This window comes from Pseudoalteromonas sp. TAE79 (assembly GCF_000498015.1).
Lineage (GTDB): Bacteria > Pseudomonadota > Gammaproteobacteria > Enterobacterales > Alteromonadaceae > Pseudoalteromonas.
Map to the genome: position 1 here is coordinate 1 of NZ_AUTL01000232.1, position 12,912 is coordinate 12,912.

Genomic DNA, 12,912 nt, shown 5'->3' on the forward strand with positions numbered 1-12,912 from the left:
AACTAGCGATAGCGGCTATTTTGGCAACACACAACCCGACTCTTGGCATCGTATAGCTTGTGTATTTTATACAGCACCAACCAACGGGGTATTTGAAGTCTATATAGATGGAGAACTTGCTGGCGTAAAAGAAGATGGCGAAATCGATAGTCGCTGGGCACTCAATCAATCTGTATTGCTTTTTACAGATAACAATTACGAAACAGTACCAGGGTACTTAAACTCGCTGCTTTATGCAGGACGTGCTATGACCAGAGATGAAATTAAAAGTATGGGTAGCGCAGAACAAAAGCTGTCTTTTGAGCAACCGACGCGAGTGCTAAATCAAACCATTGAGCGCCATTACCAAGCAGCTCCAGCAATTAAAACTAACGTGTGGATAGAACAACGGAACAAGTTCTTTGGTAACGGCTCTTAAAGTGTAAATAATTACATACAAAAAGGCTTTTGCTTATTAATTGTAAAAGGAGGTTTAGCGCAGGTTAAACCTCCTTTTTAGTATTTAAATACAATAACTTAAAAACAAATGCTCCCACTTGAATTTATACCATATAACTTCATTTTACTTAACTGTATTACAAACACGTAACTTTATAATAACCGTCCTATAAAATTTACACATGCACTACATACTAAATAGCGCCCCCCTCTTCCCCAAATTAAAAATCTGGTTGATTATCTACTGCAATATGACAACAACACATAATCGCAGTGCTTAATTGCGGGAGTAATAATAATGAGTGAAGTAAATAACTATTTAGGTTTAGTCGGTATTGAATTTACCGAATACGCAACACCTGATGCTGATTATATGGATAAAGTATTTACTGATTTTGGCTTCTCTAAGCTTAAAAAATTCAAAGGTAAAGACATCGTTTATTACAACCAAAACGATATTCATTTTTTACTGAATAACGAGCGTGAAGGTTTTTCTGCAGAATTTGCTAAAAGCCATGGTCCTGCTATTTGTTCGATGGGTTGGCGTGTTGAGAATGCGCAAAAAGCATTTGAAACTGCAGTAGAGCGTGGTGCAAAACCAGCGACCGACTCAACGCATAAAAATATGCCTTACCCTGCAATCTATGGTATTGGCGACAGCCTAATTTACTTTATTGAACAATTTGGCGACAAAGGCACTATCTACGAAAGTGATTTTGAAGACTTAGAAACGCAAAATGTTGTAGAAGATAAAGGCTTTATCCGAATCGATCATTTAACCAATAACGTTTATAAAGGCACCATGGAAAAATGGGCTAACTTTTATAAAGACGTATTTGGTTTTACTGAAGTACGCTACTTTGACATTAAAGGTCAAAAAACAGCGCTTATTTCGTATGCACTAAAATCACCTTGTGGCACCTTCTCTATTCCAATAAACGAAGGTAAAGGTAACGATAACAACCAAATTGATGAATACCTTGGTGAGTACAACGGCCCAGGCGTTCAACATTTAGCCTTTTTAACAGATGACTTAGTAAGCTCTCTTGATAAGCTTGATAAATCAACAATTGCCACTTTAGATATTATCCCAGAGTATTACGATACTATTTTTGACCGTGTACCTTGGGTTGCTGAAGATAAAGAAAAAATTCGTGAGCATCAGATACTCGTAGATAGCCAAAGTGAAAATTGTTATTTATTACAAATTTTCTCTAAAAACTTATTTGGTCCAATCTTTATAGAAATGATCCAGCGCGTTGATGATGGTGGCTTTGGTGAAGGTAACTTCCAAGCATTATTTGAATCAATCGAACGTGACCAAGAGCGTCGCGGCGTTTTATAAAATATTTGAGTAAATTAAAAGCAGCGAACTTCGCTGCTTTTTGTCGTTTTAATATTTAAAAAGTATGGCGCCAAGTACAAGTATGATTAAATAAACTATACCTTGTCGCCATACAGTAAAATCCAAAGGAAATGTAATGAGCCTAATTAACGAAACCCACGATATTAATTTAACCAGCTGGGTAGAATCAGCTAATGTTGATAATTGCGACTTCCCGATTCAAAACTTACCGTTTGCAGAATTTCGTCGTAAAGGGTCTGATGAGGCCTTTCGTGGTGGTGTTGCAATTGGTGATCAAGTAATCGATTTAGCAAAACTAAGTAAATTAAACGTTTTAACAGGTGACGCTAAAACAGCCGCAGATGCAGCAAGTGAAGAAACCTTAAATACATTTATGGGTTTAGGGAAACAGTATTGGTCAGCCCTTCGTTTAGCCCTTTCAAAAGCACTAAGAGCAGGCTCTGAGCACCAACAGGCGCTTAGCGATACATTGGTTGCACAATCCGATATAGAGTTTTCTTTGCCTTGTCGCATCGGTGATTACACCGACTTTTACACTTCTATTTATCACGCTACAGCTGTGGGTAGTTTATTTCGCCCTGACAACCCATTATTACCTAACTATAAATGGGTACCTATTGGTTATCATGGTCGCTCTTCATCTATTGACGTATCGGGTCAAACATTTCATCGCCCTAAAGGTCAAACCAAAGCGCCAGACGCAGAAGTGCCATCATTCGGTCCTTGTAAACGCCTTGATTACGAACTAGAGCTGGGTATTTACTTAGGTAAAGGCAATGCACTGGGCGATGCAATCGCTATCGAAAATGCTGAAAACCACGTATTTGGCTTTTGTGTATTTAACGATTGGTCAGCACGTGACTTGCAAGCGTGGGAATATCAACCGCTTGGTCCATTTTTAGCTAAAAACTTTGCCTCAACTGTATCGCCTTGGATTGTAACAACCGAAGCATTAGCGCCTTATAGAACAAGCTGGACACGTGATGAAAACGATCCACAGCCTATGGACTATTTAGAATCAAAAGCGAATCGCGACCAAGGTGCTTTTGATATTCAAATGGATGTTAAAATTCAAACGCAAAAAATGCGTAGCGAAGGCCATAACCCAACGCGCGTATCAACATCTAGCTTTAAGCACTCTTACTGGACTGTGGCACAAATGGTTACTCATCACACAGTAAATGGCTGTAACTTTATGCCAGGTGACATGCTAGGTTCGGGCACTCAGTCGGGTCCAACGCACGAAGAAGCAGGTTCATTACTTGAGCTTTCTCGTGGCGGTAAAGAAAAAATCACGCTAAGTAATGGCGAACACCGCAGCTTTTTAGAAGATGGCGATAACGTTATTATGCGTGGCTGGTGTGAAAAAGAAGGCTATGCACGTATAGGTTTTGGCTCTGTAGAGAGTACTGTACTGCCGTCAAAATAATACGAATATTAAAAAATTTATTAAAAGGGCTGCTTACTAAAAGCAGCCCTTTTTTATTAATTTTTGAACAGTTACAATTTTTTTCTAGCTTTTTTAACTCAAATTGCTATCTTAATTCGGTTAATAGCCAGTGTTATATGCCATGTCAGTATTTATAAAGTCTTTTTATCATAAATTTTTCCCTGCTCGTCAGCTACTTATTCGTCAAAATGGCGAAGTTAAGCATGTTGTTTTAGCCTCTTGGTTTCAACTTCTTGTAGCGTTGCTTATTTTAGTCACTTTTACTTGGCTGAGTATTTCGAGCTTTCGTGTTTATACACAAACAAATAAAATCTCTGACATAAAACAAAATCAAATAACCGAGCAAACGCTGTGGCAACAAAAAGTCAGTGAGCAACAAGCCCTTCAAGCAACGCAGCTAGAGCAACTTGCAATACTTGAACAAAAGCAGGCGCTACTGCAAAGCATGATAGAATCCCTTCCTGCTTCAATTAGCAAAGATGTTATTAAGCTTGATACAGAACTTGATGTACCAATTAATGAAAATGGCAATGAATTTCATGAGCCATTAGTCGATGAAAATCAAAAAGGTAAACAAGCACAGTTAATCGCTCCAATCACATTCGCAACAAGAGTGGCCAACTTAAATAATCAGTATGAGCAAAGCTTTACCTATTTAGATAACCAAATTAGTGAACGTCACCAAGCCATTTTAGCTATGGTTAAAGGCGCAGGAATTGAGTCTGCGCTTGAGCAACACCTAATATTAAGCGCCCAGACAACTGCACAAGGTGGGCCCCTTGATATATTTAACGAAACAAAAATTCCGAGCCACTTTTTAGCCATCGTTGATAAGTTATTAATATTAAATAATTTAGAAAACTTTTTAACTGAGCTACCAAACACCCTGCCTTTAGCTAAAGCTAAATACTATATTTCGAGTAATTTCGGCCTTAGAAAAGATCCCATGAATAGTAATCATGCCTTTCATAAAGGAATTGATTTAGCCGGTTGGCATAAAACCGAAATATTCGCTCCAGCAGACGCTGTAGTTCTTCGTGCCGGTCGTAATGGTGGTTATGGTAACTTTATCGAGCTTGAACATAAAAATGGCTTAGTGACTCGATTTGGACACTTAAATAAAATTAAAGTAAAGAAAGGTCAATCAATCACTAAACATGATGTGATCGGCCTAATGGGCAGCACCGGCCGAAGCACAGGCACGCATTTACACTACGAAGTATTACTTAATGGTAAACAAGTCAATCCTCTAAAAATAACAAAGGCGCTTTCTCGTGTTTGGTAGAAAAAAACAAAAAACAGTTAGCTCTAATTTAAAAAGAGTGAATCACACACCGTCTATTATTTCTGAAGACGTACGCCTTACAGGCACTTTAGTTAGCCAAGGTGAAGTACAGCTTGATGGCCGTATTGATGGTGACATAAAAGTGGAGCATTTAGTTATTGGCTCAGCGGGAGTTGTTGAAGGTATTGTTGAAGCTAAAAGCGTTATTGTTAAAGGTAAAGTTATTGGGTCAATTAATGCCAGTGAAGTAAAAGTACAAAGTGGCGCTCATGTTCATGGCGATGTATTTCACGATACATTGAGTATTGATGCAGGCGCAGTAATTGAAGGCAGTATAAAGCAACGCTTTGAAAAAGAAGAGCCGGAACTAATTTCGAAAGAACTAAAACCCGCAAAAGAAGTTAAAGCATTATTGAAAGAAGATGGCAGCGACTTATCATTTGTAAATAAACAAGCCGCTGATAAAAGCTAAGTCAAATCAGCTTTACGTAAGTTACCTTTTCTCAGTAATGTACATAGTAATATCTGCAGTGAAAACAAGCTCATTGCGGGTATTATACAGTTTCACCGGTACTACTAAGTCTTCTTTATCAACCCACTTATGTGGTAAATCAATTTCAGCGACTGCTCGTACATCTGTATCTACTTTAGCCAAATACCTAACTGTCATCCATTTTGGGATCCAACGATGCGTTTTAACTGGCACTGTTGCATCAACCATTACACCTGCACACAATTCAGCTAAGTTACACTGCGCAATAGCATGAATAGTTCCAATATGATTATGAACGCTTCGGCGGTTTTTAACCACCGCACTACAATGGCCCTCTCTCAAATCGAGTACGTAAGGTTTCATCGAACCAAAATATGGCGCTTTAAAGCAAACAGCTTTAGTAAAAAGCCAATTCCCAAAAGGTAGGCGCTTAAATTTATGCCATGTTTGTACAAGTGCAGATTTATTACTCATTATTATTTTCCATCAACAGTTACTTTTTTAAAATTAACACATCAGACCAGTTTTAAAAAGTGCATTTATGCTGGGTTTTTCACTTAATCCAATCAAAAAGTAAGAATGACGACCTATGCAGGGGTCATAAGCCCTTTCTTTTTTATGAGTGCCCACCTAAAATACTCGACAAAAGGAGACTCAATGCAAACACAGCCCGCTAAACCTAATATGACTTTGTTACTTATCTTAGCGTTACTCGTTATATTTTGCCCTATGGCAATCGATATTTACCTACCTGCTTTTCCAACTATTGCAGAACAATTTGCAGTTACTGAACAACAAGTACAGCAAACCGTTGCTATTTTTATGCTTACAGTGGGTTTAGGCCAATTAATTGCGGGCCCTTTGGCTGATAGATTTGGCCGAAAACCAGTGGCAGTAGTGGGCATTAGTTTGTATGCAAGCTCTGCATTACTCGCATACTACTCGCCTTCTTTTGAGATATTACTAATAGCACGTGCTTTTCAGGGGTTTGGAGCGTGTGCCACATTTGTTGTCGCATTTGCGATAGTGCGTGATAAATATGGTAGTGAACGAAGCGGACAAATGATTACCTACCTTAACGGGATTGTGTGCTTTATTCCGGCAATGGCACCTATTTTAGGGGCTTGGCTTACCGTACAGTTTGGCTGGCGTATGAACTTTATGTTTTTAACCGCGTTTGCTATTTTGGGCCTTATTGTTACCCTATTCTTTTTTAGAGAAACTCGTCCTGCTGATAGTCATTATCAGGGGCATATTTTAGATTTACGTCGCTTTACACCGATTATTAAAACACCGGTATTTTTGTTTAATAGCCTAATTTGTATGGTCTCAATGTCGGCCATATTAGTGTATGTAACGCTCGCACCAGGCTGGCTTATTACACATTTAGGCGGCACCGTAGCCGACTTTACTTTTTGGTTTACGTTAAATGCCGTAATAAGTATTGTCGCAAGTTTTATTTTACCAACCTACATTAAACGAAATAGCCAACGTGCTTTGCGTGTCGGTGTGAGTGTACTGGTTTCCTCAGGCATTTTAATGTTAGCCCTTAGCGGTATAGAAACAGCATTTGCGCTTATGCTACCTATCTTAATTGCTGCATTAGGGTTTGCTTTAAGTTTAGGCTCTGCAGCAGGAATGTCTCTGTCTAGCTTTCCTAAACAAGCAGGCACAGCCTCTGCATTACTCGGTGCAATGCAAATGAGTGGCGCGAGTATACTTGTTGTTTTAACTCAATATTTGGGGTTAAGTACACCGTGGTTAATTGCTTTTCATTTATTATTACTAGTTCCGCTTTGGCTTATTTTAATGAGCAAAAAAGCACATACTTTACACCCGGCTAAAAGTACTCAATGATCAATCCTGACTTTCTAGTCTCATTTTTATTAGCCAGCTTTTTAATGGCAGTAGCGCCTGGGCCATCAAATGCATTTTTGATGGCACAAACATTTGCTAATGGTCGAAGTGCTGGTATGCAAAGTGCTTTTGGTTTTGCATTAGGTGGGGTTGTTCATACGCTATTTGCTGTTGTAGGCCTAAGCGCAGTACTGAAAGCTTCCTCTAGTGCCTATGCCGCAGTGCAATATGCAGGCGCAGCATACTTATGCTATTTAGGGTTTATGATGATTAAAGGCACGCTAAAGCAGCCAGAGCCGACATCTGATGACAAGCAAACCGATAAACCGCATATAAGTACCAGTAAAAAAAGTAATGTCATGTTTCAGGCCATGATGACTGAAGTATTAAACCCTAAAGTAGCATTATTCTTTATTGCATTTATTCCACAATTTGTAGATCCAACGCTTTCATCGGCTACTTTTCAGCTCGCGTTTTTTGGCTTACTTTACCCTCTTTTTGCTTTTCCGATTGACTGCACGTATATTTATTTTGGCGACAAAATTGCACAGTTTTTTAGACGTAACCCAAACAGCCAACTTTGGATTGATAGGATCACTGGCATTGTATTTATTGCCCTTGCTATCAATCTATTATTTTAACTAACCTGCACTTTGGTTAAGAGATTTATTCTTCCGAGTTTAGGTTCACCAATAAAAAGAATTAGCATGGAACAAAAAACACAATCTCTTCCCGCACAAAAAAATATTGCTTTAGTGGCACACGATGGTAAAAAAGCAGCACTAAAATTATGGTGTGAAAAGCACAAAGAAATACTAAGTAAGCACACTTTATATGGCACAGGTACTACGGGGCATTTAATTCAAAAAACCACGGGGCTTGATGTAGTTCAGCTTTTAAGTGGTCCTATGGGCGGCGATCAACAACTTGGCGCTAAAATAGCAGAACATGAGATACATGTTTTAATATTTTTTTGGGATCCATTAGCATCACAGCCTCATGACCCTGATGTTAAAGCGCTGCTGCGTTTAGCCGCTGTTTGGAATATTCCGGTGGCGTGTAATGAAGTGAGTGCAGATATGTTATTAAGCTCAGCGCTTATGGACGTAGAGCTTGAACGCACATTGCCAGATTACGAAAAATACCTCGCAACCCGACAAATAGATCTTTAAACCTCAATTGTAATCTAGGTTATTTATAAAGCATGCTGGCCCATTTAGTCAGGCCAGCGGTTACACTACCAAAGTGATCCCCGTTAACCATTTTTATATTGCCTAAGTGCTCACTTAAAGCCGCTTTAATCAATGGTGATTGTGCACTTCCGCCTGTTAAATAGATAATGTCTGGCGTGGTCGCAGCGTCACTGATTGCTTGTTTTGCTAAAGTAACTATTTGGCTAATACTACTCTCAACGGCAACAGCTAAATCTCTTACAGATACATTTTTATTCAGCCCACTATCTAAAAAGCTTAAATCACAATCAAACACACTAGCAGACGAAAGTGCTATTTTAGCCGCTTCACCTTGTTGCACTAACTGATGGCCTTGCTTGTTTTGCTGTAAATGTATTAAGCGCTTATAAAGCTCAGGTGCACTTACATCACGTAATTGTGCGTTTAGCTCTCGGGTATGGCTTTCACTATAAAATTGGCTTTGTAAGTTTACATCGTTAATTTTACACGCTTGCCAAAACGCTTGATTAGGCAAAGGTAGACCTGATTTAAACGTACTGCCTAAACCCAATAACGGCATTAAACCATGAAAGCTCAAAGCAATATCTAAATCGTTTCCGCCAACACGTTTACCACTGTGAGATAAAAAATCGCTATCGCGCTGACTATTTCCTCTAAAGCTTGGGCCCATTTGTACAAATGAGCAGTCACTTGTACCACCACCAATATCAATAACGAGTACTTTTTGATCCTGAGTTAAATCACTCTCGTAGTCGATACCCGCAGCAAGTGGCTCATATAAAAACTCTACGTCTTTAAAACCAGCACGTTTAGCAGCACGCTCTAAAATACCGACCGCTTGTTGATTTGATTGCTCACCACCCACAGCTTGAAAGTTTACTGGGCGACCAATTACTGTTTGTGTAAGTGTTTTATCTAAAGAGAGCTCAGCGCGTTGCTTAATTTTTAAGATCATCGCGGTTGCGATATCTTCAAAAAAGTTAATTTGACCTTGCTTTAAACCTGTTGCACCAAAAAATGATTTAGGAGACTTAACAAAATAGCCTTCTTCAGGAAACTGCACGTACTCGCTAATCGCTTCACGACCAATAAATAGGGTTTCATCTGAAGGTTGTAAATCAAGGTCTGACTTAATACGAGGTAAGGTATTTAATAATGCTTGGCGCTGCGTTAAAAAATCATGCTCATGGGCTGTGCCATGTAAATGCTTAGCAACAAAATCAACAACCAACGCGCTGTGATGAGTGTAAAGTGTAGACGGTAAGTAATGTTTTCCTTGCTCTAGCGGTACTAATTGAACATTACCCTCGCTCATTACACCCATAGCACAATTAGAACTACCGTAATCAAAACCTACAAACATACTTCACCACACATTACCAAAAAGGCCGCGCAATTTAGCACACTTTGTAAAATTTATAAATGTTATAAACTATCTCTGACCCGTAAAAAACTGGCAAAACGCGGTAACCCATTTTTTGTTAAGCCATGAAATCGGTACGTTACAGTACTACCAATCTCCGGTGGGATGGAGCGCTGTGCATCATTAAACCCAGTACCAATAGAAAATACCTGCCCCTGCGCTGTTTTTACCCTCAATGCACCTAACATACCTTGATATTTACCTTTGCCTGGTAAGTGCGCAATTACAACCGCTTCTGCATCTAAATAAGGTTTTAATTTTAGTAATGCATTACTTCTTCCATTGCTGTGCTTCGCGCTGGCCAAATGAAGCATTACGCCCTCGCCGCCCTGCTTAGTTATGTTCTCAAAATACTCTGTAAGCTGCTCATTATTTGTAAAGCTATATTGAACTACAGCACTAATGTGCGGCGAGTTTAGGCTAGTAATAAGCTCATTATAGTTTTTATAGCGAGTGCTAAAAGGCAGATTTTTATCTGGCATATCAAATACTTTATAAGTAATAGTTTGCCAATCATGATTATTAGGTTTTTTAGTTCTGACTATGCCACTAAGCGCAGAAAAGTGCTCACGTTTAGTCCACAGCTCACCATCAAGCCATACATTTGGCAATGGCACTGTAAACCAACTTGGCGCATTGATAATATTACCCTTACGAGTGACAAACTGCGTGCCGGTCCAGATAGCTCTTACGCCATCATATTTTTCACTGACTAAATATTTACTTACATCATAATGCTTCGTTTCGTCATATACTTTAGCCAGTAAAACAGACGGTTGTGCTGCACTTATGCATTGCGTAAAAAGTACAATAACAATTAAAAGCAGGTGTTTAATAGTAAACATTGGCGCATCCAAGCACGTAAAAGTTGGCTTATACTATAGTTGAGATTGCGCCCATTGCCAAAACTCATCTAAGTTGCTCATTTGATAGGTAGCTTGGCTAAAGTCGTGATCTTTAGTATGGCTATTGGCAATGGCTACAACACGTAACAAAGCATTATTAGCAGCTGTTACCCCTGTGTAAGTATCCTCAACAGCAATTGCATTGCCAGGTTGTATATTTATCTGCTCAAGTGCCAGTAAATACGGATCCCCTGCAGGTTTAGGATTAGTTACGTCGTCTTTTGTAACAACTGTGTCAAACAGCTCATAAAATCCTAAACCTTTAAGTATTGGCATAGCTTCACTCCTAGCACTACCTGTTACTAGCGCCATTTTTAAGCCACTCGCTTTTACCGCTTTCAACGTTTGCTCAGTAAACGGCATTATTGGCGGTAAATGTGTTATTACATATTCGCCAAATAAACGGTATTTTTCATCCGCTAAAAACTGTGCACTTACTGATAAGTTATGCTCTTGCTTAATTTCGATTGCAGCTTCTAAAGTGGGTCGTCCTGAAAAGCGCTGACAAAAATCATTTTCTAAATAACTAACACCATAAGGCTTAAGTAGTTTACTCCAACATACAAAGTGCATGCTTTCTGAATCAACTAATGTGCCATCCATATCAAATAATATTGCTTTTAAAGTCATCCTCATTCCTTATTTAACTTGTGCTAAATTTTGACAATAAAAAAGGCGCCTTAAGCACCTTTTATATAAATACAGTTATTGCGTTAAGCCTGCTGGCGGCTCACCCGTTGCTTCCTCACCCGTTTCAACATCAACAAGCTCGTAGCCACGCGTTTTACGTACAACTTTAAGTACTGGTTTATCAAATGCAGTTTTTAAACGCTCAGAGTCATCTTTCAACTCATCTAAGGTTGTTCCAAAAGGGGCTGCGCCAGTTTCTGACCAGTTAGTTACTTTACCATTTAGGTTATATTCTACTTCGTGTATTTGATATTGCGCTGCTTCGTCTTTCGTTGCTTCACAAAAAATTACACGGTAATTCCAAAATCCAGCCATTTTTTTATCTCTTTAAATTAATTAACGCTATTTTACCAGCTTTATAAAAACATAAAAGCCTGCACAAGGCATAATGCCGATCAGTTAAGGTTAATTGATCGGTTGACCGATCTAAATGATCGTGAATAATCCGTAATTAGTTTCGCTAATTACGGTTTTTTTATGGATATTCAAACAGCTCTTTCAACCACCTTCTCATCTGCTGATGAATTTACAACGCTTGATAACTTATCTGGCATCTTAGATCCCGAATTACTTAACCAAGCTTTTGAAAAATCGGGTGTCGCCACCGTTCGTAAACGTCGCCTACCACTCGATGCTGTCGTTTGGTCTGTGATTGGTATGAGTTTATTTCGTCATGAATCTGTTTGGGATATAGCCTCTAAAATGGACATCGCCTTACCAGGTAAAGGGAAACTAGTTGCCCCTAGTGCCATGGTTCAAGCGAGACAACGCTTAGGTGAAGATGCTGTCGAGCAGGTCTTCAAGATGATGGCGTCACGGCATTATAATCATGCCCACTTCGATACATTTTGTGGCTTAAATCTATTAGCAGTTGATGGCGTTGTTTTTCGTACACATGATACGCCAGAGAATAAAGACGTATTTGGGTGTGGCTCAACCCAGTATGGTGAAAATACCTATCCGCAAATTCGGATGGTATGCCACATGGAGCTAACGAGCCATCAACTCATTAATTGTACTTTTAACGGGCAACATCAAGGAGAAATGACACTCGCTGAAGAGCTCATTGAAGGTACACCGGATAACTCATTAACCTTATTTGATCGCGGTTATTATTCATTAGGGCTTTTGCATCGTTGGCACCAAGCAGGGACTGAAAGGCACTGGATGATACCTGTCAGAAAAGGCTTAACCGTTGATACCATAAAGAAAATGAGTAAAAATGACCAGTTAGTGCGTCTTAAAACATCGCCACAAGCGCGAAAAAAGTTTACTGACTTGCCAGAGTTTATAGAAGCTCGGCTGCTTACTTACACGCATAATAATAAGCAGTATCAGATTCTTACATCAATGCTTGATGTAATGCGTTACCCATCAAAAGAAATCGCTGATTTGTACATGCATCGCTGGGAAATAGAAATAGGATATCGAGAAATAAAACAAACAATGTTGCACTCAAACTATATCCTACGCTCAAAAAGGCCGGATATGATAAGGCAAGAATTGTGGGGGTTACTAATTGCCTACAATATTATAAGAATAGCCATGCGTGAGGCAGCAGAGTTACTGGAAGTATGGCCAAATCAACTGAGTTTTTCTCATTGTTCAAGACATATCAATGTATTTCTGTTAACTATCCCACTGACAAGTCCGGGAAATTTACCAAAACGCTATGAGCATTTATTAGAAACGCTGACGCTATTTCAGTTACCAACAAGGCATCATGAGCGCAGCTTTCCACGATGTGTGAAAAAGAAACCATCTAAATATCCCTATAAAAAAAAGCCAGTCAGTGTTAACTGACTGACATTA

The 12,912-nt window shown here is 39.1% G+C and carries 13 protein-coding genes and 1 pseudogene; 9 read left to right on the plus strand and 5 right to left on the minus strand.

Features of this window, described 5'->3' with window-relative positions:
- The 5 genes and pseudogenes from L655_RS01000000125875 to L655_RS0118110 all read left to right on the plus strand — a co-directional run.
- Positions 1-418 (plus strand): annotated as a pseudogene (locus L655_RS01000000125875) (metallophosphatase); the annotation flags it as partial.
- A gap of 318 nt (positions 419-736) precedes the next feature.
- Complete coding sequence (hppD, locus tag L655_RS0118095) at positions 737-1,783, plus strand: 4-hydroxyphenylpyruvate dioxygenase (RefSeq protein ID WP_002958202.1); 1,047 nt, start codon at positions 737-739, stop codon at positions 1,781-1,783.
- 136 nt (positions 1,784-1,919) lie between these two features.
- Complete coding sequence (gene fahA / locus L655_RS0118100) at positions 1,920-3,233, plus strand: fumarylacetoacetase (protein ID WP_024605843.1); 1,314 nt, start codon at positions 1,920-1,922, stop codon at positions 3,231-3,233.
- Positions 3,234-3,375: 142 nt separating this feature from the next.
- Positions 3,376-4,539 carry a M23 family metallopeptidase gene (locus L655_RS0118105; RefSeq protein ID WP_024605844.1) on the plus strand — a complete coding sequence of 388 codons (1,164 nt, stop codon included), beginning with the start codon at positions 3,376-3,378 and terminating at the stop codon, positions 4,537-4,539.
- A complete protein-coding gene (locus L655_RS0118110; RefSeq protein WP_024605845.1) occupies positions 4,529-5,011 on the plus strand; it encodes a polymer-forming cytoskeletal protein in 483 nt (160 codons plus the stop codon). Before L655_RS0118105 ends, L655_RS0118110 begins: the two co-directional genes overlap by 11 nt.
- 21 nt (positions 5,012-5,032) lie before the next feature.
- On the opposite strand, the gene L655_RS0118115 is transcribed toward L655_RS0118110, so the two are convergent.
- A complete protein-coding gene (locus tag L655_RS0118115) occupies positions 5,033-5,506 on the minus strand; it encodes a hotdog fold domain-containing protein (RefSeq protein ID WP_024605846.1) in 474 nt (157 codons plus the stop codon).
- Positions 5,507-5,689: 183 nt separating this feature from the next.
- Between L655_RS0118115 and L655_RS0118120 the strand changes: the two genes are divergently transcribed.
- The 3 genes from L655_RS0118120 (at position 5,690) to L655_RS0118130 (ending at position 8,061) form a co-directional block, all read left to right on the plus strand.
- Positions 5,690-6,889: a multidrug effflux MFS transporter gene (locus tag L655_RS0118120; protein ID WP_024605847.1), complete on the plus strand. Its 1,200-nt coding sequence runs from the start codon at positions 5,690-5,692 to the stop codon at positions 6,887-6,889.
- A complete protein-coding gene (locus L655_RS0118125; protein ID WP_024605848.1) occupies positions 6,886-7,530 on the plus strand; it encodes a LysE family translocator in 645 nt (214 codons plus the stop codon). Before L655_RS0118120 ends, L655_RS0118125 begins: the two co-directional genes overlap by 4 nt.
- 66 nt (positions 7,531-7,596) lie before the next feature.
- Positions 7,597-8,061, plus strand: coding sequence for a methylglyoxal synthase (locus tag L655_RS0118130; RefSeq protein ID WP_024605849.1), 465 nt, complete (start codon positions 7,597-7,599; stop codon positions 8,059-8,061).
- Between the two features lie 19 nt (positions 8,062-8,080).
- On the opposite strand, the gene yegD is transcribed toward L655_RS0118130, so the two are convergent.
- The 4 genes from yegD to L655_RS0118150 all read right to left on the minus strand — a co-directional run bounded on the left by yegD (position 8,081) and on the right by L655_RS0118150 (position 11,415).
- Positions 8,081-9,445 (minus strand): molecular chaperone, encoded by a 1,365-nt coding sequence (yegD, locus tag L655_RS0118135; RefSeq protein ID WP_024605850.1) that lies wholly within the window; start codon positions 9,443-9,445, stop codon positions 8,081-8,083.
- 62 nt (positions 9,446-9,507) lie between these two features.
- Positions 9,508-10,350 (minus strand): DNA ligase, encoded by an 843-nt coding sequence (locus L655_RS0118140; RefSeq protein WP_024595668.1) that lies wholly within the window; start codon positions 10,348-10,350, stop codon positions 9,508-9,510.
- Positions 10,351-10,383: 33 nt separating this feature from the next.
- Entirely contained in the window at positions 10,384-11,040 is a 657-nt protein-coding gene (locus L655_RS0118145) for an HAD family phosphatase (RefSeq protein WP_024605851.1), read from the minus strand.
- Between the two features lie 75 nt (positions 11,041-11,115).
- The gene (locus L655_RS0118150; RefSeq protein ID WP_002958185.1) at positions 11,116-11,415 is read right to left on the minus strand and encodes a hypothetical protein; all 300 of its coding nucleotides are present in this window, start codon (positions 11,413-11,415) and stop codon (positions 11,116-11,118) included.
- A gap of 162 nt (positions 11,416-11,577) precedes the next feature.
- On the opposite strand from L655_RS0118150, the gene L655_RS0118155 reads away from it, so the two are divergent.
- Positions 11,578-12,903, plus strand: a complete 1,326-nt coding sequence (locus L655_RS0118155; RefSeq protein WP_024604027.1) for an IS4 family transposase — start codon at positions 11,578-11,580, stop codon at positions 12,901-12,903.
- The last annotated feature ends 9 nt before the right edge of the window (positions 12,904-12,912 follow it).

What these genes read in the sequence shown, in the direction of transcription:
- yegD (WP_024605850.1), bottom strand. Translation starts at nt 9,445, where the DNA reads ATGTTTGTAGGTTTTGATTACGGTAGTTCTAATTGTGCTATGGGTGTA.
- fahA (WP_024605843.1), top strand. Translation starts at nt 1,920, where the DNA reads ATGAGCCTAATTAACGAAACCCACGATATTAATTTAACCAGCTGGGTA.
- L655_RS0118120 (WP_024605847.1), top strand. Translation starts at nt 5,690, where the DNA reads ATGCAAACACAGCCCGCTAAACCTAATATGACTTTGTTACTTATCTTA.
- L655_RS0118150 (WP_002958185.1), bottom strand. Translation starts at nt 11,415, where the DNA reads ATGGCTGGATTTTGGAATTACCGTGTAATTTTTTGTGAAGCAACGAAA.
- L655_RS0118125 (WP_024605848.1), top strand. Translation starts at nt 6,886, where the DNA reads ATGATCAATCCTGACTTTCTAGTCTCATTTTTATTAGCCAGCTTTTTA.
- L655_RS0118155 (WP_024604027.1), top strand. Translation starts at nt 11,578, where the DNA reads ATGGATATTCAAACAGCTCTTTCAACCACCTTCTCATCTGCTGATGAA.
- L655_RS0118115 (WP_024605846.1), bottom strand. Translation starts at nt 5,506, where the DNA reads ATGAGTAATAAATCTGCACTTGTACAAACATGGCATAAATTTAAGCGC.
- L655_RS0118130 (WP_024605849.1), top strand. Translation starts at nt 7,597, where the DNA reads ATGGAACAAAAAACACAATCTCTTCCCGCACAAAAAAATATTGCTTTA.
- L655_RS0118145 (WP_024605851.1), bottom strand. Translation starts at nt 11,040, where the DNA reads ATGACTTTAAAAGCAATATTATTTGATATGGATGGCACATTAGTTGAT.
- hppD (WP_002958202.1), top strand. Translation starts at nt 737, where the DNA reads ATGAGTGAAGTAAATAACTATTTAGGTTTAGTCGGTATTGAATTTACC.
- L655_RS0118105 (WP_024605844.1), top strand. Translation starts at nt 3,376, where the DNA reads ATGTCAGTATTTATAAAGTCTTTTTATCATAAATTTTTCCCTGCTCGT.
- L655_RS0118140 (WP_024595668.1), bottom strand. Translation starts at nt 10,350, where the DNA reads ATGTTTACTATTAAACACCTGCTTTTAATTGTTATTGTACTTTTTACG.